Origin of the sequence: Methylobacter luteus IMV-B-3098 (assembly GCF_000427625.1) — a bacterium.
Classification (GTDB): domain Bacteria; phylum Pseudomonadota; class Gammaproteobacteria; order Methylococcales; family Methylomonadaceae; genus Methylobacter; species Methylobacter luteus.
The window spans coordinates 2,497,066-2,515,666 of record NZ_KE386569.1 but is presented as its reverse complement, the minus strand read 5'-3'; the positions used below and the strand labels follow the sequence as shown (position 1 = coordinate 2,515,666).

The following is an 18,601-nucleotide window of genomic DNA, read 5'->3' as shown; positions in this document are numbered from 1 at the left end:
TTATTCACCGCGAAGATCATAAATAAAGCTCCGCGGTATTTATAGCTAACTCAATTCATTTTGCAGGCGCTGATAGATGCCGCCGAAGCTGCCATTGCTCATCAGCACGAAATGGCCCCCATAGCGCGCCTCGAATTTAAGTTTAGTGATGATTTCATCCAGCGAGTGGCAAATTTCAATATTATCGGCGTATTTCTTCAGCTCGCTCAAATCCCAGCCCATGCCGGGCGGTTGGTAGATCAGGGCCTGATCGGCGCCGTTCAGGGATTGCGCCAGCGTTTGCGTATGCACGCCCATGCGCATGGTGTTGGAGCGGGGCTCCACGATGGCGATGATGCGCTCGTGCCCGACCTGTTTGCGCAGGCCGTCCAGCGTCGTCGCTATCGCGGTAGGGTGATGGGCAAAGTCATCATAGAGCGTGATATTGTTGATGCGGGCGATGACTTCCATGCGCCGCTTGACGTTCTGGAACTGCGCCAGCGCCGTTATGGCATCGGCGGCCAGGATGCCGACATGCCGGGCCGCCGCGATCGCAGACAGGGCATTGTAGACGTTATGACGGCCGGTCAGGGTCCATTCGACCGTACCTTGCTCCTTGCCGTCCAGCAACACCTTGAACTGGCTGCCATCGGCTTTGATCAACCGGGCATTCCACGGCGCATCGGCATCGATCGAGGTGTGGGTGACCGGCGTCCAGCAACCCATGGCCAGAACGTCATTGATATTGGCTTCGCTCTTGGGGCTGATGATCAGGCCTTCGCCCGGCACGGTCCGCACCAGATGGTGAAACTGGCGCTTGATAGCATCAAGATCGGGGAAGATATCGGCATGGTCGTATTCCAGGTTGTTCAGTATGGCCGTGCGCGGACGGTAGTGCACGAACTTGGAGCGCTTGTCGAAAAAGGCGCTGTCGTATTCATCGGCCTCGATGACGAAAAACGAGGAGTCGCCGAGCCTGGCCGAAATACCGAAATTCAGCGGGATGCCGCCGATCAGAAAGCCGGGCTTGAAGCCCTGATGCTCGAGTATCCAGCTCAGCATACTGGTCGTGGTGGTCTTGCCGTGCGTGCCGGCCACGCCCAGCACCCATTTGTCCTGCAATACATGCTCCGACAGCCACTGCGGGCCGGATACGTATTTAAGGCCCCGGTTCAGTACCGCTTCGACTTCCGGATTACCGCGCGACAGGGAGTTGCCGATAATGACCAGATCGGGCTTGCCATCGAGGTTTTCGGCGCGATAACCTTCCATCAATTGTATGCCTTGTTGTTCGAGCTGGGTGCTCATGGGCGGATACACATTCTGGTCCGACCCGCTGACCTGATAGCCCAGCTGCCTTGCAATCAGCGCAAGGCCGCCCATGAATGTTCCGCAAATGCCTAAGATGTGAATATGCAATGTCTTATCCTGATCGGTGTTTATAACGAATTATTTTTTCTGTTGCGGCTTCCCGGCATTTTGGACAGGATGTCCTCAATCGGCGGATTGCCCTCTTCCCTGGCGCCGGCTTTTTCGAGAAGCTTGATGATGGTTGTGCGAGTGTTTTTGATCATGATCGAGGTATTTGCTTACAGCCGCATTAATACCGCCGACACGGACAGATCTTTGCTATCTTCCGCGTAAGACATGCCTGACAATGCAAATAACAAAATAAAAAAGCCGGCTTTGTGTTTCATGCGGAATAGGTGCTTGCGTTTGCTGGTAAGTTACGATCAAATAACCACATTATCAATCTATATCATCTAATAATGAGCGAAAAAAACAAAATATTAGTTGAAGCCAAGCCGCAATTCGTAGAAGCGCAATCTTCTCCTGATGAGAACCGCTATGTTTTCGCCTATACGATTACGATTACCAATGCCGGCGAAGTCCCGGCCAAGCTGCTGACGCGCCACTGGCTGATCACCGACGCCAACGGCAAGGTCCAGGAAGTCAGCGGCGACGGCGTGGTCGGCGAGCAGCCTTATATCAAACCCGGCGAAACTTACAGCTACACCAGCGGAGCCATGATAGCGACACCGGTCGGCACGATGCAGGGCAATTACACGATGCATTCCGATGATGGCGATGATTTCAATGCGTTTATCCCACGATTCACGCTGTCAATCCCCAGAATCCTGCATTAGTTAAATGTCTATCTATGCCATTGGCGATCTTCAGGGCTGCTATGATGAGTTGCTACGACTGCTGGATGCCATCGCCTTCAATGAAAGCACGGATCAGCTTTGGTTCGCGGGCGACCTGGTCAATCGTGGGCCGAAGTCGCTGGAAACTCTACGTTTTGTCAAAGCCCTCGGCGATGCCGCCGTGACCGTGCTCGGCAACCACGATCTGCATTTGCTGGCCGCCTCCTGTTCGCCAAGATTGGCTAATAAGCACGGTACGCTGACTCAGGTGCTGGAGGCGCCGGATCGCGATGAATTACTCGATTGGCTCAGGCACCGCCCGCTGTTTCATTATAACGACGCGTTCTGCCTGCTGCATGCCGGTCTGCCGCCGCAATGGGATTTCAACAAGACCCGTAAAATGGCCTTATTTGCCGAGAGAGCGCTAAGAAGCCCCGATTATCAGCGGTTGTTAACGCACATGTACGGCAACAAACCCGATATCTGGTCGCCTACGCTGACAGGCATGGCCAAATTACGGTTTATCATCAATTGCTTCACGCGCATGCGTTATTGCGATGCTTACGGCCGGCTCGATTTCATCAATAGCGGGCCTCTAGGCTCACAACCTGAAAAACTGATGCCCTGGTTCCAGACACCCAAACGCAAAAGCGCCAACATGCGCATCATCTTCGGCCACTGGTCCTCGTTGGGCTATTACGAAGGCGATAACTGCTACGCCATCGATACCGGCTGTCTTTGGGGCGGCCAGCTGACCGCATTGAAGCTGGGCGAAAACGTGCAGCGTTTCAGTATTGACTGCCCTGGCGCCAGAAAACCCGATAAGATTTCCTCGGCCTGTTAAAAGCGGAGACTTGAGTCTCCGCTACGGCTGTCAGTACACGTAAAAGTTCCTCATCATGCCCAGGTCTTCATGTTCCAGATTATGGCAATGATATAGGAACAGGCCTTTAAAGTCCTGGAACGGCTTGATGATTTCGACTTCTTCCCCGGGCATGACAAGCACCGTGTCTTTCCTGCCAACGTCGATAAAGCCGTGTCTGACGGTCTCGTAATCTTCCCGGTTGACATGCCCCTCCTTGCGCGACAACACTTGGAACTGCTGGCCATGCAGATGGATTGGGTGCGCCATGGCCATCATCATGCCTCCCATCATGCCGCCGCCCATCTCATCCATCATGCCCATGCCGCTACCTCTGCCGCCCATGCTGTCGTGGCCCATGCCCTCCATGTCATGGTTGTTTGATTGCGAAGACATTTCATGCTGCTGATGCTCTGCATGAGAATGATAAATCTTGATTTTCTTGATCGAACCCAGCTTGACCTTCTCGATCTCCATAACTTCATCCAGTGAGAAGGGTCTGCCATTCACCAGCGGCCGCATGTGTCTTTCGGTAATCGCAATCGGCAACGGGCTATCGGCGTTGTCGACATCTTTTTCAGTCAGCCGTTTCAGACGTGCCAATTGCACCGGTAGTTTTGGAGAGTCACTGACTTTCTCGGTAACATTGAATGTCGCGATCGGGAATTTATCGCCTTGCCCCAGATCACTGGTCATCATGTCCATCCTGCCCATCATGCCCATACCGCCCTGTCTGCCTCTTCCTCTGTGCATGCGCTCAAACATGGGCGGCATGGCGCCACTAAAAGGCAAACTGTACAAGACCAGCTTCGAACCGACTGGACGGCCGCTGAAATCCAGCCATAAATCGAACCGTTCGCTCGGTCCTAGCATAATATAGGGCTTGGTCTCGGGCTTTTCCAACAAACTGAGAGCGGACCCAATCGCTGTCAGCGGCGTACCGTCATCCCAGCCCAGCTTATAGATGCGCGATGACGAGCCATTCAATACCCGAAACCGGTATGCGCGCGATTTAACGGAGAATTCGGCATTGGGTTTGCCATTGACCAGAATCGTATCACCCAGAAAGCCCATCATACGGTCATGCATGCCATGCACATACTGCAGCTGGCTGTGACTATTGAAGCGCTTATCCTGAATGACCAGCGGCAGATCATATTCACCGGTGGGTAGGCCCAGCGCTTTTTCTTCCTCGTCAGTGACTTTCAACAAACCAGCCAGTCCGAAATAAACTTGCGAGCCTGTCAATTCGTGCGCATGTGAGTGGTAAAAACTGGTGCCGGCATTGTTCAGGACTTCATACTCATACACAAAACGCTCGCCGGGCTCAATTGAGTACATCGGATGACCATCGCTTTTTTGCGGCACATGCATACCATGCCAGTGCATGATCGAATGTTCAGATAGATTATTGTCAAAGTAAATTCTGACTTTTTGGCCTTTAGCAAGTGTGAGGGTCGGGCCCAAATAATTGTCTTCTATTGACTGTACAGTATTTTCAGGGCCTTTCAGTAATTTGGCGAAGTATTTCTGTACTTTGGTTTTAGAGCCATTGTTCAAAATAGGCACGAATACCTCGCGCGCCGAAAATTCAATTTCCACATCGGGCTTAAAACTCGGCGTCGGACTGCTTCTTGCCGACTTCGGATTGGCCAGCAGTAGTTCAGGAAAAAGCGCGGCCGCTGCACCGAAAGCGGAATATTGTAAAAACTGACGTCTGCCGTAATTGAGTGAGTGAGTCATTCTTACCCTTCCTTATGCTTGATAGTATTGGTTAACAGACCGGCCTATGCCCTTCAATCCCGCGTTACAGTCAAAATTTACATAACATATTGTTTTAATTAGTTTTTTCGTACTTTATAAAACTATAACTGAATCCGGCGTCAGGATCGTTGTCAACATCCTCGCGCGCCACCTCGGCCCAATGCTGGGTATCAATTTCCGGGAAAAAAGCATCGCCTGAAAATTCTTTATTGATTAAGGTCACATAAAGCGTATCGGCTCTCGGCAGCATCGATTTATAAAGCTCCGAGCCGCCAATCACAAAAACCTCCTGGAACTTTTGACAGCAACTTTCTATCGCTGTTTCAATATCATTAAAAACCAGGCAGCCTTCCTGTTTGTAGGCCGGGTCCCTGCTGATAATCACGTTCGTGCGGCCGGGCAAGGGCCTGCCTATCGACTCATAGGTTTTTCTGCCCATTAGAATAGGCGAACCCATGGTGATTTGCCTGAAGCGTTTAAGATCGGCCGATAAATGCCACGGTAATTGATTATTGATGCCGATAGCCCGATTGCTCGCCATCGCGACGATAAGTGATATTTTCATTTTAATGCGCAAATTGCTTTGATATTCTTTAAGGTATTATTAATAAAACACTGCATCATACTATGAAAAATATTCTGGTTGTATTCACAGGCGGAACCATCGGCTCTACAGCGATCGGAGGCACAATCAACACGTCCGAGGCGGCGCCGTACAAATTGATTCAGTTGTTTCAGCAGCACCATGCCAGCCATGAGCAGATCAGCTTTCACAGCGTACAGCCCATTCAGATCCTGAGCGAGAATCTCGCGCCGGTCGTCTGGGAAAAGCTGATTGCCGTCATTGAGGATCAGGATCTTGGTCTTTATGACGGCATCATCGTCACACACGGTACCGATACGCTGGCTTTCACCGCGTCGGCGCTCGGTTTGTACTTTAATGCGCTGGATATTCCGATTCTGCTCGTTTCCAGCGATAGTCCACTGGATGATCCCGACGCCAACGGCCTGCCCAATTTTATCTGCGCCGTTGAGTTTATCCTGCAGCGACGTGAAGCCGGTGTCTTTGTCCCCTACACCAACCGCAACCAGACCACGCAACTGCACCGGGGCACGCGCCTGGCGTCATCGCTGCAACTGGGTGGCGATTTCATGAGCGTGCAGGGCAAAAGCCATTGCCGGTTCGTCAATGGCGCCTTTACTCGGAACGGCTTTATAGACACGCAGAAATTACGCCAGCCCATACCGTTGAAGGCCGATTTCTCCAAACGCGTTCTGCTGATCAAGCCGTATCCGGGGCTGGATTATAGTTATATTAATCTGGATGCGGTCGATGCGGTGCTGCACGATTTATATCATTCCGGCACGGCCTGTTCCTCGACGCAATGGGGCGATCAGTTTTCACTGCTGGTCTTTATCAAGCAATGCCGGGAACGCGGCATCAAAGTCTATCTGGCTCCGTCCATCAAATCCGATAACGCTTACGAAAGCACGCGCGAATTACTGCAAGAAGGCGCGAAAATGCTCTGGAACATGTCGCTGGAGGCGGCTTATGTGAAGCTGTTGCTGGCTTATGGCAATTTCAGCGACGAGCGGCAAATTATGGACTTCATCAATCGGGATATTGCTTGCGAGCATGTGTAGGCCGGGTTGGACCTTTAGTAAACCCGGCATAGGCGGCTTCGAAATGCCGGGTTTATCAACCCAGCCTACACGGAAATAGGCGCTCTGATAGATTCGTGCGCCTGATAATCGATAATCTCGAAATCGTCATACTGATAATCGAATATCGATGCCGGCCTGCGCTTTATTTTTAGCCTCGGCAGCGCATAGGGCTGACGCGTCAATTGCAGCCTGGCCTGTTCCTGATGGTTCAGATACAAATGCACATCACCGCCGGTCCAGATAAAATCGCCGACTGCCAAATCGCTCTGCTGAGCCACCATATGCGTCAATAACGCATAACTGGCGATATTGAACGGCCCCCCCAGAAACGTGTCGCAGCTGCGCTGGTAGAGCTGGCAGGATAGCTTGCCGCCGGCCACATAGAACTGAAAAAACGCATGGCAGGGCGCCAGGGCCATTTTGCCCTGCGCAACATTCTGCTGCGGGCTGACGCCTTCATCAGGCAAATCGGCCACGTTCCAGGCCGAAACGATAATGCGCCGGCTGTTCGGCGTCGATTTGAGCTGTTCTATAACCTGCAGGATCTGGTCTATATGCCTGTCATCGGGCGCAGGCCATGAGCGCCACTGCCGCCCGTACACAGGCCCCAAATCACCCTGTTCATCGGCCCATTCGTCCCAGATACTCACCTGATGCTGATGCAGATAAGCCAGATTCGTATCGCCTTTCAGAAACCACAACAATTCGTGGATGATCGATTTCAGATGGACTTTTTTGGTCGTGACCAGCGGAAAACCCTGATCCAGGGCAAAGCGCATCTGATGGCCAAAAATCGACAACGTGCCACTGCCGGTTCTGTCGCCTTTCAGGTTTCCTTCCTTAAAAATTTTATCAAGCAGATCAAGATACTGTTGCATGTACTTTTTTATGGGCAAAATAAAATATCAGGGCGCCAATGATAATCATGGGCGTAGACAGTATCTGCCCCATCGTGACCCAATCCAGCGCCAGATAACCCAGATGCGCATCGGGCATTCTGAAGAACTCGACAAAAAACCGGAAACAGCCGTACAGCATGACCGCCAGGCCCGTCGCGGCCATGGTCGGCCGGGGTTTGCTGGTATAAATCCAGAGAATCGCGAATAACACGACGCCTTCCAGAAACGCTTCATACAGTTGCGAAGGATGCCGTGGCAGCGGTCCGCCATTCGGAAACACCATGGCCCAGGGCACATCGGTCGTCCGACCCCATAGTTCCGAATTGATGAAATTGCCGATACGGCCGGCGCCCAGGCCGATAGGCGCCAGCGGCGCAATGATATCGGTCAGCTGCAGCATCGTGCACCGCTGTTTCTTCGCGAACAGCCACATCGCGATAAATACGCCCAGCATGCCGCCGTGAAATGACATGCCGCCCTGCCATATCTTGAACAGGACAAGCGGATTGTTCAGGAACTCGCCAAAGTTGTAAAACAGAATATAGCCGATCCTGCCGCCCAGAATGACGCCCAAGGCACCGTAGGTCACCAGATCTTCTATCGCTTCGGGTTTAACAGGCGACCACGGCTGTTCGGCTCTTTTTTTGCCAAGCACCCATACGGCGGCAAAGCCTATCAGATACATCAGGCCATACCAGTGGACTTTCAGCGGTCCCAGGCTGATGGCAATCGGATCAATATTCGGATAAGTCAGCATGATTACACGTCCAGGTTAGTGACATCCAGAGCATTTTTAACGATGAAGTCTCTGCGTGGCTCCACCACATCGCCCATCAATGTCGTGAAAATCTCATCAGCGGCAATTACATCCTCGATTCTGACCTGCAGCAATCTGCGGTTATTGGCATCGAGCGTGGTTTCCCAGAGTTGTTCCGGATTCATTTCGCCCAAGCCTTTGTAACGCTGAATATGCTGACCTTTTTTGACTTCCCGCATCATCCACTCAAACGCTTCCTTGAAGCTGTCGACATGCTGCTGACGTTCGCCCATCTGAATAAAGGAGTTCTCGCTGAACATTCCGGTCGTGTCCTGCGCATATTGCGCGATTTGCTTGTAATCCTTGCCGGCAAAAAACACCGCCTGCACAATAAAGGTTTTCGTGATGCCATGCTGGCGCTTGTTGATGACTACGGAGAAATCATTACCGGTTTTGTAGTCGAGTTCTATCGAGAACACCGCTTCGCCAGCATTTTGATTCAGTCTGTTTTCCATGTTCGCAAACCAGGCCGCAAGCTTTTCGCGGTCCTGTTTGATCTCATCATCCAGCACACCCATAACGGATAGCTGTTCCAGGAAGTTTTCATCATAGCGTCTGAATAAACGATTAATGGTAGCAACGACGCCGGTATACTCTCTGGCCAGTTTCTCCAGGCCCTGGCCTTGAATCGGCGGCGCCGAGGCATCGGTGAACAGTTGCGCCTTATCGAGCGCCAGCTGAATCAGGTATTCGTTTAATTGCGCATCGTCTTTAACGTAATGTTCCTGCTTGCCTTTTTTGACTTTATATAACGGCGGCTGGGCGATATAGATATAGCCTTTCTCGACGATTTCAGGCAGTTGCCGGTAAAAAAACGTCAATAGCAGGGTGCGGATGTGCGAACCGTCGACATCGGCATCGGTCATGATGATAATGCGGTGGTAACGCAGCTTGTCCAGATTGTACTCGTCCTTGCCTATGCCGCAGCCTAGAGCCGTGATTAGCGTGCCGACCTCCTCGGACGAAATCATTTTATCGAAACGCGCTTTCTCGACATTCAAAATCTTGCCTTTCAGCGGCAAAATGGCCTGCGTTCTACGATCCCTGCCCTGCTTGGCCGAACCGCCGGCCGAGTCCCCTTCCACGATGAACAGTTCAGATAGGGCTGGGTCTTTTTCCTGGCAGTCGGCCAGTTTGCCCGGCAAACCGGCGATGTCCAGCGTGGTTTTGCGCCGTGTCATTTCACGCGCCTTGCGGGCGGCTTCCCTGGCTCGGGCTGCATCGACGATTTTGCCGGCGATGGCTTTGGCGATTTGCGGTCGTTCCAGCAAAAATTCCTGCAATTTCTCATTCATGGTCGATTCGACCAGCGGTTTGACTTCCGATGAAACCAGCTTGTCCTTGGTTTGCGAGGAAAACTTCGGATCCGGCACCTTGACCGACAGCACGGCCGTCAAGCCCTCCCTGGCGTCGTCGCCGGTAGTCGCAACTTTCTCTTTTTTCGCCAGGCCGCTGGATTCGATGTATTGATTGATCGTACGCGTCAACGCGCCTCTGAAACCGGCCAGATGCGTGCCGCCGTCGCGTTGCGGGATGTTGTTGGTATAGCAGAACACGTTTTCCTGATAGGAATCATTCCACTGCATCGCCACCTCAACGGTAACGCCTTCTTTTTCGGCGACAAAATGAAACACTTCCGGAAACAGCGGCGTCTTGTTCTTGTTCAGATGCTCGACAAAGGCGCTGATGCCGCCTTCAAACTCGAAAACATCACTCTTGTCGGTACGTTCGTCCTCCAGACTGATACGCACGCCTGAATTCAGGAATGACAGTTCTCTGAGCCTTTTCGCCAGAATATCGTAGTGAAACTCCACATCGCTGAACGTCTGGGTGCTGGGCTTGAAGTTGATCAAGGTACCGGTGCCTTCGGCGGGACCTATGACCTCCAGAGGAGCCGCCGGTTCGCCCATGATGTACTTTTGTTTGTGCAGCAGCCCGTTTTTGCGTATTTCCAGATTCAGCTCTTCCGACAAGGCATTCACAACCGAAACACCGACGCCGTGCAAGCCGCCCGATACCTTGTAAGCATTGTCATCGAATTTACCGCCGGCATGCAGCACGGTCATGATCACTTCCGCTGCGGATCTTCCCTCTTCCTCGTGGATATCGACCGGAATGCCGCGGCCGTCGTCAGCCACCGAAACCGAACCGTTATTATGAATAATCACTCTGACTTCCTTGCAGTAACCGGCCAAGGCTTCATCGATGGAATTGTCGACCACCTCAAAAACCATGTGATGCAAACCGGAGCCGTCATCGGTGTCGCCAATATACATGCCCGGCCGCTTTCTTACTGCATCCAGCCCTTTCAGAACTTGAATATTAGTACTGTCGTATTGATCGTTATGATTACTCATGTAGTTGTCCGCTTTCTATTGTTGCCGTAATGTTCCACGTGAAACATTACATTGATTTTATATGTCCATGTTCCACGTGGAACATTTTATATTCTTTTAACTGGTTCAAATCCCCAAGATCAGCCTGTTCGGTTGCTGTGATAAATACCTGGCATTGTAATTCAGCCAGATAAGCCAGCAGTTTGGCACGGTTAGCCACATCCAGCTCGGCGGCAAAGTCATCAATCAAAATGCAGCCGATATTGCCGCGCTCATCAGCCAGCAACTGAACCTGCGCAAGCTTCAGGCTCAATACCAATAACTTCAACTGACCACGTGAAACAAAATCCTTAGCCAACCTGTCATTAACCATCAGTTGAAAATCAGCACGATGCGGCCCGCTGTGAGTAAATCCATAACGCAGATCTTTATCCATATCCTCGGTTAGAATCTGCTGAAATGCCTTTGCGCAATCCCAGCCCGATAAAAGCTTGATGTCTATATGACCAATGTCGAGAAATCGACTGAGAATTTCAATAAAGACAGGCTTGAACTTCTGCAGGTACTGTTGGCGGCAGTTATTGACTATTGTACCGTAATAAACCAATTCTTTATCCCAAACATTGATTTGTTCGAGATGCTTCGTTTTTAACAAGGAATTGCGTTGCGCCAGTGCTTTCTTGAATTTGCGCCAGGCCGGTAAAAAATTTTTTTGATCGTTGAAAACACCCCAGTCTATGAATTCGCGTCTGACTTGAGGGCCGGCATCGAGTAATTCATAACTCTTTGGATGAATCAATTGCAGTGGCAGAGCATAGGCTAAGTCAGACCTTTTTTGCGTGGACTGCTGATTGATCCGAACTTCAAAATCTTTCCCGTCCAGCCGAATGCCCAAATGGCGATGACTGCCATCTGATTGTAAAGTTTGTGCTGAAACTATTAAATACTGATGATCAAAGCTGATAACGGACTTAATTGATACGGAACGAAAAGACCTGGCCCGGCCTAGAATGAAAATAGCCTCTATCAGCGAGCTTTTGCCACTGGCATTTTCTCCAACAATAAAGTTGATTGTTGGAGAAGGCCTGATAGATTCCTGTTGGATATTTCTGATATGGTAAATATCCAGTTTCAGCAAGCTCATCCTTAATATTAGAGCCTCATCGGCATGACAATAAATTTGTACGAAACATCATTGGGTTCATCGATGAAGCACGTGCTCGCATTGCTGGCAATGGTCAGTACGGCCAATTCGGAATCCAGATTTGAAACGGCGTCCAGTAAATATTGCGCATTGAAGGCGATTGATAAAGGCTCGCCGATGTATTCGATAAAAAGTTCTTCCTCGGCCTCATCATGCTCAGGATTGTGTGTGCTGATTCTTAAACTGTCCGGCGCAATATCGAGCGTAACGCCTTTAAATTTTTCATTCGACAGGATCGCAACCCGGGTCAAGGCTTCTTTCAGCAGCTGCTTCTGGATATGGATCTGATTAAAAAACGTCTGCTGGAAAACCTTGCTGAAATCGGGATACTTTGAATCGACCAGTTTGGCCGAAAACACCAGATTCTTGATAAAAATTCTGATGTTGTTGCTGGAAAATTCAACTCTGAGTTCAGCATCAGGATCATCGAGCAACCGGCTCAGCTCCAAAACGCCTTTTCTGGGCAGAATGATCCTCGCTTCATAGCCTGTTGCCTGATCCAACTGATCTTCATAAATGGATAAGCGATGGCCGTCAGAAGCCACCAGTTTTAATTTGCTGTTGGAAATATGGAGTAACAAACCATTCAAGTAATAACGGACATCCTGATTAGCCATGCAGAAGATGGTTTTTTCCAGCGCTCTTTTAAATTTGCCGGCATTGATAAAGAATTGATGCTCGAAATCCGATTCGGAAAATTCGGGATAATTATCCGCGGGCAGACAGCTTAAGGAAAAGCGGCTGCGGTTGGATAAAATTTTGACTTTCTCCGCGCCCGTTCCCGACGGGCTTGCGGCATACGCACCATCCCTGGCGGTATCATCATCCTGCTCGAACTTGATTTCAGCTCCGCTCGGCAGCAATCGGCAGATATCCAGGAATTTTCTGGCCGGAACCGTGATGGCTCCGGAGGTCGCCGTGCCGATCTCGATTTTAGCCACGATCTGAATTTCAAGATCGGTACCGGTTAATATCAGCCGATTATCTTCAATCACCAGCAAGACATTCGAAAGAATCGGCATGGTTTGCCTTTTTTCTATAACGCTGACTATTTGCTGCAGGGGCGTTAAAAGTTCTTCTCTATTAATAATAAAGTTCATATAAAGAATTTTTTTGTTATTACTAGCTGGCATAAAACTGTTGAAAACTCGATTTTTACCTTAATAATCAATAAGCTAGCTTGTTAAAAATAATGTGGTTAAAGTTGTAACTGCATGTGTCTTGACTGTAGCTAAACCTGGGCTGTTAATAACAGGCGTTTTTATCCACAGCTTTCTCACGGTTAATGCGATAGCGTTCTCAACAGATTGGAATAGTCTTCGGCAACCTTGCTATCGGCTTCCTTGAGCTCACTAATGCGTTTGCAAGCATTCATGACGGTCGTGTGATCTCGGCCACCGAAAGCTTCGCCGATTTCGGGGAAACTGTGCGAGGTCAATTCCCGAGCCAGGCACATGGCCATTTGCCGCGGCCGGGTAATGGACTGCCGTCTGTTTTTGGACGACAAATCGGCTACGCGGATTTTGAAGTACTCTGCGACAGTCTTTTGAATGTTGTCTATATTGACCAATTTATCCTGCAGGGAGATCAGATCATGCAACGCCTCCTTGGTGAATTCGGTCGTGATCTCGCGGCCCGTGAACTGCGCATTGGCAATCACGCGTCTTAATGCGCCTTCCAGATCACGCACATTGGACGGAATTCTTTTCGCGATAAAAAATGCGACTTCCTGAGGCAGATCCACATTCGCCAGATGCGCTTTCTTCATCAAAATAGCGGCCCGCGTTTCCATGTCCGGCGGTTCAATTGAAACAGGAAGTCCCCAGCCGAACCGCGATTTCAAACGGTCTTCAAGCCCGATAATCTCTTTCGGATATTTATCGCAGGTCAACACGACCTGGTGTTTCTTTTCCAGCAAGGTATTGAAGGTATGAAAAAACTCTTCCTGCGAGCGTTCCTTGCCGGCGAAAAATTGAATGTCGTCGATCAGCAGTACGTCAACGCCGCGATAATATTCCTTAAAGGTATTGATGGAATTTTGTTGCAGTGCCTTGACCATATCCTGTACGAATTTTTCCGAATGCAGATAAACAATCGTGGCCGATGGATTCTTTTGTAAAACGGCATTGCCTATCGCATGCATCATATGGGTCTTACCCAACCCGGAACTGCCGTAAATCAGCAGCGGGTTATAAGCCTTGCCGATGTTTTCGGAAACCTGGATCGATGCTGCCTTGGCCAATTGATTGGATTTGCCTTCGACAAAATTATCAAAAGTAAATGCTTTATTAAGAAAGTTGGGGCTGGCCTTTTTGGTTTCGGCCGGTTTGGCAATCGTTGCGGCGACAGGCGCGGTCGATTTTTTAGAACCGATTTCAAGAATCAGGTTTAACGTGCCATTGGAAAACTCATGGATGGTTTCTTCAATTTTGGCAAAATGATGTTGCTTGACCCAATCCAACACAAATCGATTAGGCGCCAGCAGTTTAATGTGTCCGTCGCTTTCTATGGCCTGAAGCGGCCGTATCCAAGTACTGAAATCGGAACTGGAGATTTCATTTTCAAGCTTAGAAAGGCAGTTATTCCAGATTGAGCTCATCGAAGTATATTAAGATATTGATTTTTAAATGTAAGGAATTTTGCTTGGTTGCCACTATACAACAATAAAACAATGCACTACAGAATTGACAGGGCTATATTCTTTATTTTATCATCCAACGTCTTTTTTATCCGTTTTTGTTAACACTTATCTGATCAGGTCTTAAGTCAATGAAAAGAACATACCAACCTAGTAAAATCAAACGCGTCAGAACTCACGGTTTCCGTGCAAGAATGGCGACACGCGGTGGTCGTAAAGTTTTGAACGCACGTAGAGCGAAAGGTCGCGCCAAATTAGCGGTTTAATTGACCGGTGCGTGACTGAGAAAGTTTTCAGTTTTCCCCCGCAGTTACGGTTAAAGAAACCGGCTGAATATAAAAAGGTTTTTGCTAAGCCTGTAAAATCAAGCGACCAATATTTCACGCTGTTAGCCATCAGGAATGATTTCGATCATCCAAGGCTAGGCTTGGCAATTGCCAAAAAAAATATAAAAAAGGCAGTACAACGGAATGTAATTAAACGTATTGTCCGGGAAAGCTATCGATTAAAGCAACAAGACCTAGGGAATATAGACATTGTTGTTTTGGCTCGCAGGGATGCTGCAGATGCTCCGCCGGACTTGTTAAGAAAGTCTTTGGAAAGGCATTGGCTTAAGTTGGTAACCCGATGCGATTCATACTCATAACACTCATAAAGTTTTACAAGTACTTTATTAGCCCCTTGCTTGGCAATAACTGTCGCTTCTACCCCAGCTGTTCCGCCTATGCCTTGGAAGCGCTTCAGCTCCATGGCGCCATAATCGGCTCCTATCTCACGCTCAGAAGATTATCAAAATGCCACCCTTTTCATGAAGGTGGCATTGATCCCGTTCCAGAAAAAATTGGTAATAATAAGAATGGATAATATTAGATTTATATTGATCGTTGTTTTTGCAATGCTCGTTTTTATGCTGTGGCAGGCGTGGCAAGTGGATTATGGTCCCAAACCACCCGTAGCTACAGTGACAGATCCCAATACCACAAACGCTAAGGAAGATCTGCCTTCCGCAACCGGCACCCCTGCACCAACAGAAACCGCCAAGCAGGAGACCTCGGCCGTACCGTCCGTAGCCCTGCCTTCAGCAAAAATCATTAAAGTAAAAACCGATGTACTGGCCTTGGAAATAGATACCCAGGGCGGCACTGTGCGTAACTTGGATCTGCTGACTTATCCGGTAGAAAAAGAAAATACAGTCGTTATTCGTTTGCGCGACATGCTTGGCTTGCCGGCTTCGGAAAAAAATCTTGCACCGACTCGCTTGTTCGATAGCAACCCGGACAAATTATTTGTGGCGCAAAGCGGTTTGATAACCGAAGGCGGTTCAACAGGCGCGGCTTCGCACCATACCATTTTCACCAATGAAAAAGACAGCTACGTGCTGGAACCCGGCCAGGAGTCATTGACGGTGCCGTTGACCTGGACCGACAGCAGTGGTCTGGTCGTGACCAAATTATTTACGTTTAAACGCGGCAGTTACCAAATCGGCCTGGAACAGAAAGTACAGAATAATTCCGCGCAACCTTGGACCGGCAGACAGTACAGCCAGTTGATGCGTGTGCCTTATCAGGATGACAAAGGCAATACCTTTATCAGAACCTACTCTGGCGGCGTGCTTTATACCGAGGAAGAAAAATATCAGAAAGTAGACTTTGATGATATGGCCGAGGAGAATCTGAACGTCACGACTAAAGGTGGCTGGACGGCCATGATTCAGCATTATTTCGCTGCCGCATGGATTCCGCCTGCCGATCAGGAAAACCATTTCTATACTAAAGAGCTACAGAATGAGCATTATGTGATTGGCGCCTATTCCGCACCCGTCACCGTGCCCAGCAATTCCAATGTCCAGTTTGCCACGCAGTTATTTGCCGGCCCTAAAATTCAACCGATGATGGAAAACATCGCCAATGGTCTGGAACTGACCGTTGATTATGGCTGGCTAACTATTATCGGCAAGCCTATTTACTGGTTACTGAATCAAATATACAACGTGGTTGGTAACTGGGGATGGGCGATTATTGGCGTAACTTTATGTATTAAGCTGCTGTTCTTCCCGCTGTCACAAGCCAGTTACCGATCAATGGCGAAGATGCGTAAGATTCAGCCGCGCCTTAAAGAAATGCAGGAACGCTTCGCCGATGACAGACCGCGTTTCAATAAAGAAATGATGGATTTGTACAAACGTGAAAAGGTCAATCCTTTAGGCGGCTGTCTACCGATTCTGATTCAGATCCCGGTTTTCATTTCCTTATACTGGGTACTGGTTGAAACGGTTGAAATCCGTCAGGCGCCCTTCCTGTTGTGGATACAGGATTTATCGGCCATGGATCCTTTTTATGTGTTACCCGTGTTGATGGGTATTACCATGAAAATCCAGCAAAGTCTGAATCCGGCGCCGATTGACCCGATTCAGGCCAAGATAATGAAAATGTTCCCTATCGTGTTCACCATTTTCTTCCTGTTCTTCCCGGCTGGTCTGGTTCTGTACTGGGTAGTCAATAATACCTTGTCTATCATTCAACAGTGGTATATTACTAAACAGATCAACGAAGCAAAATAACGTGTATTAGTGGACATCGAAAACTTTGATACCATTGCAGCGATTGCAACACCGCCAGGGAATGGTGGTGTCGGTATTATCCGCATTTCAGGCTCTAGCGTTCCGGCTATAGCCAAACAGCTTCTTACCAAACCTCTGCAACCCAGGCTAGCGCTGTTTTCCTCTTTTCTCGACGAGAACGGCTCGGCGATTGATTCCGGCATTGCGCTCTATTTTCCTGCGCCCGCCTCTTACACCGGTGAAGACGTGCTTGAACTTCAAGGGCACGGCGGCTCTGTGGTAATGGATATGTTGTTGCGGCGCGTCCTGTCGCTGGGCGTTCGATTGGCCAATCCCGGCGAATTTACCGAGCGCGCTTTCCTGAATAACAAACTCGACTTGGCGCAGGCCGAAGCCGTTGCGGATTTGATAGAAAGCAGCACTGAACAGTCCGTGCGCTCCGCCCAGAAATCCATGCAGGGTCTTTTTTCGGAACAGGTCAACGCGCTGGTTGCCGAGCTGACTGAACTTCGCACCTATGTCGAAGCCGCTATTGACTTCGTCGATGAAGAAATCGACTTTCTAAGCGACGGGGTCGTAGAAAACCGTATCACCAGCTTGCTGGAGCGAATCGAACAGATTCAAGCAACCGCCCAGCAAGGCCGCCTGTTACGCGACGGCATGACAGTCGTGCTGGCAGGCAAGCCCAATGCCGGCAAATCCAGTCTGCTCAATGCCCTGGCCGGACATGACGCTGCCATTGTCACCGATATCGCCGGCACCACGCGTGATGTTTTAAGAGAACGTATTCAACTCGATGGCATGCCTTTGCATGTGATCGACACGGCCGGTTTGAGAGAAAGCGAAAACGCTGTAGAAAAAGAAGGCATACGCCGAGCCCAGGAAGAAATAAAACAGGCTGACAGAATCTTATTGCTGCTGGACAGTCGCGAAAACGAAGATGAGCAACAACTGCTGCCTTATTTGCCGGACAACGTCAGCATCACTAAAATTTATAACAAAATAGACTTAGTCGATAGGGAACCTGAAATTCGGCAGATGGCGGCAAGCTGTGAAATTCACCTGTCCGTTAAAACAGGCGCCGGCATGGAATTGCTCAGGCAGCATCTGAAGCAATGCATGGGCTACCATGAGCAAACCGATAATGTGTTTATCGCCCGAAGGCGCCATATCGAAGCCTTGAGAAAAGGCCATGAATTTGTCCTGAGCGCATTACACCAACTCCAGGATAGCCAAGCCGGAGAACTGGTGGCAGAAGATTTAAGACAAGCCCAGAACAGTCTGGGGGAAATTACCGGCAAATTTACGCCGGACGATTTGTTGGGTAAGATATTTTCTAGTTTCTGTATCGGAAAGTGATCGTTGTGTCACGCCATTCCAACTCGTTTCATAATCCATTAAATTACAATTGCAATAATTTGCAATCTAATTGTCGCAATTTAATTCAAAGATTTAGTCAACCTGTCAATGACAGTAAAATAATGTTTTTCAAGTCAATATAGAGTTAGTTGGCGCTGCTTTTATCCATTACGACTCATTCAAGCAGCCCATTTACACTACAATTGTTTGAAAAAGGCTTGTAGCCGCTACATTTATATTATTCGATGCTCGGAGTGCATAAAATCAATAGTGGCATCGAATTATCAACGACACGATAGTAATCCCTCTATTCATTCGTTAGCTGAACGTCCCTGATAGCGAGAGCTAGGTTTGGGACTCCACGCAATGAG

The 18,601-nt window shown here is 49.3% G+C and carries 18 protein-coding genes; 8 read left to right on the top strand and 10 right to left on the bottom strand.

The annotated features are described in order from the left end of the window. Nucleotides 1–45: 45 nt before the first annotated feature. Both mpl and METLU_RS28980 read right to left on the bottom strand, forming a co-directional pair. Nucleotides 46–1,398: a UDP-N-acetylmuramate:L-alanyl-gamma-D-glutamyl-meso-diaminopimelate ligase gene (gene mpl / locus METLU_RS0113590; RefSeq protein WP_027158693.1), complete on the bottom strand. Its 1,353-nt coding sequence runs from the start codon at nucleotides 1,396–1,398 to the stop codon at nucleotides 46–48. A gap of 20 nt (nucleotides 1,399–1,418) precedes the next feature. After that, nucleotides 1,419–1,553: a hypothetical protein gene (locus METLU_RS28980; RefSeq protein ID WP_269209252.1), complete on the bottom strand. Its 135-nt coding sequence runs from the start codon at nucleotides 1,551–1,553 to the stop codon at nucleotides 1,419–1,421. Between the two features lie 195 nt (nucleotides 1,554–1,748). Here METLU_RS28980 and apaG point away from each other — a divergent pair, with 195 nt between their 5' ends. Next, a complete protein-coding gene (apaG, locus tag METLU_RS0113575; protein WP_027158692.1) occupies nucleotides 1,749–2,126 on the top strand; it encodes a Co2+/Mg2+ efflux protein ApaG in 378 nt (125 codons plus the stop codon). A gap of 4 nt (nucleotides 2,127–2,130) precedes the next feature. Then, nucleotides 2,131–2,970, top strand: coding sequence for a symmetrical bis(5'-nucleosyl)-tetraphosphatase (locus tag METLU_RS0113570; RefSeq protein WP_027158691.1), 840 nt, complete (start codon nucleotides 2,131–2,133; stop codon nucleotides 2,968–2,970). Nucleotides 2,971–3,000: 30 nt separating this feature from the next. On the opposite strand, the gene METLU_RS0113565 is transcribed toward METLU_RS0113570, so the two are convergent. Together METLU_RS0113565 and METLU_RS0113560 are read right to left on the bottom strand one after the other, a co-directional pair. Continuing rightward, nucleotides 3,001–4,731 carry a multicopper oxidase family protein gene (locus METLU_RS0113565; RefSeq protein WP_027158690.1) on the bottom strand — a complete coding sequence of 577 codons (1,731 nt, stop codon included), beginning with the start codon at nucleotides 4,729–4,731 and terminating at the stop codon, nucleotides 3,001–3,003. A 94-nt stretch (nucleotides 4,732–4,825) separates the two neighbouring features. Beyond that, nucleotides 4,826–5,317 carry a dihydrofolate reductase gene (locus tag METLU_RS0113560; protein ID WP_027158689.1) on the bottom strand — a complete coding sequence of 164 codons (492 nt, stop codon included), beginning with the start codon at nucleotides 5,315–5,317 and terminating at the stop codon, nucleotides 4,826–4,828. A 62-nt stretch (nucleotides 5,318–5,379) separates the two neighbouring features. On the opposite strand from METLU_RS0113560, the gene METLU_RS0113555 reads away from it, so the two are divergent. Beyond that, entirely contained in the window at nucleotides 5,380–6,396 is a 1,017-nt protein-coding gene (locus tag METLU_RS0113555; RefSeq protein WP_027158688.1) for an asparaginase, read from the top strand. Nucleotides 6,397–6,461: 65 nt separating this feature from the next. Here METLU_RS0113555 and thyA read toward each other — a convergent pair whose 3' ends face one another. The 6 genes from thyA to dnaA all read right to left on the bottom strand — a co-directional run bounded on the left by thyA (nucleotide 6,462) and on the right by dnaA (nucleotide 14,272). After that, a complete protein-coding gene (gene thyA / locus METLU_RS0113550; RefSeq protein ID WP_027158687.1) occupies nucleotides 6,462–7,295 on the bottom strand; it encodes a thymidylate synthase in 834 nt (277 codons plus the stop codon). Then, nucleotides 7,279–8,073: a prolipoprotein diacylglyceryl transferase gene (lgt, locus tag METLU_RS0113545; RefSeq protein ID WP_027158686.1), complete on the bottom strand. Its 795-nt coding sequence runs from the start codon at nucleotides 8,071–8,073 to the stop codon at nucleotides 7,279–7,281. Before lgt ends, thyA begins: the two co-directional genes overlap by 17 nt. Before the next feature lie 2 nt (nucleotides 8,074–8,075). Further along, nucleotides 8,076–10,490 (bottom strand): DNA topoisomerase (ATP-hydrolyzing) subunit B, encoded by a 2,415-nt coding sequence (gene gyrB / locus METLU_RS0113540; protein WP_027158685.1) that lies wholly within the window; start codon nucleotides 10,488–10,490, stop codon nucleotides 8,076–8,078. Between the two features lie 46 nt (nucleotides 10,491–10,536). After that, on the bottom strand, nucleotides 10,537–11,613 hold the full coding sequence (gene recF, locus METLU_RS0113535) for a DNA replication/repair protein RecF (RefSeq protein WP_027158684.1): 1,077 nt from the start codon (nucleotides 11,611–11,613) through the stop codon (nucleotides 10,537–10,539). 8 nt (nucleotides 11,614–11,621) lie between these two features. Beyond that, nucleotides 11,622–12,773 (bottom strand): DNA polymerase III subunit beta, encoded by a 1,152-nt coding sequence (gene dnaN / locus METLU_RS0113530; protein ID WP_027158683.1) that lies wholly within the window; start codon nucleotides 12,771–12,773, stop codon nucleotides 11,622–11,624. A 182-nt stretch (nucleotides 12,774–12,955) separates the two neighbouring features. Beyond that, complete coding sequence (dnaA, locus tag METLU_RS0113525; protein ID WP_027158682.1) at nucleotides 12,956–14,272, bottom strand: chromosomal replication initiator protein DnaA; 1,317 nt, start codon at nucleotides 14,270–14,272, stop codon at nucleotides 12,956–12,958. Between the two features lie 170 nt (nucleotides 14,273–14,442). On the opposite strand from dnaA, the gene rpmH reads away from it, so the two are divergent. From rpmH to mnmE, 5 genes are read left to right on the top strand one after another with little or no spacing between them, the layout of a single operon-like run. Next, nucleotides 14,443–14,577: a 50S ribosomal protein L34 gene (rpmH, locus tag METLU_RS27385; RefSeq protein WP_081679103.1), complete on the top strand. Its 135-nt coding sequence runs from the start codon at nucleotides 14,443–14,445 to the stop codon at nucleotides 14,575–14,577. A gap of 11 nt (nucleotides 14,578–14,588) precedes the next feature. Continuing rightward, nucleotides 14,589–14,957, top strand: a complete 369-nt coding sequence (rnpA, locus tag METLU_RS0113520; protein ID WP_027158681.1) for a ribonuclease P protein component — start codon at nucleotides 14,589–14,591, stop codon at nucleotides 14,955–14,957. Next, on the top strand, nucleotides 14,939–15,175 hold the full coding sequence (yidD, locus tag METLU_RS27380) for a membrane protein insertion efficiency factor YidD (protein WP_081679102.1): 237 nt from the start codon (nucleotides 14,939–14,941) through the stop codon (nucleotides 15,173–15,175). The genes rnpA and yidD overlap by 19 nt, the downstream gene beginning before the upstream one ends. After that, nucleotides 15,168–16,871, top strand: coding sequence for a membrane protein insertase YidC (gene yidC, locus METLU_RS0113515; protein ID WP_027158680.1), 1,704 nt, complete (start codon nucleotides 15,168–15,170; stop codon nucleotides 16,869–16,871). The genes yidD and yidC overlap by 8 nt, the downstream gene beginning before the upstream one ends. A gap of 9 nt (nucleotides 16,872–16,880) precedes the next feature. After that, on the top strand, nucleotides 16,881–18,230 hold the full coding sequence (gene mnmE / locus METLU_RS0113510) for a tRNA uridine-5-carboxymethylaminomethyl(34) synthesis GTPase MnmE (protein WP_027158679.1): 1,350 nt from the start codon (nucleotides 16,881–16,883) through the stop codon (nucleotides 18,228–18,230). Nucleotides 18,231–18,601: the final 371 nt, after the last annotated feature.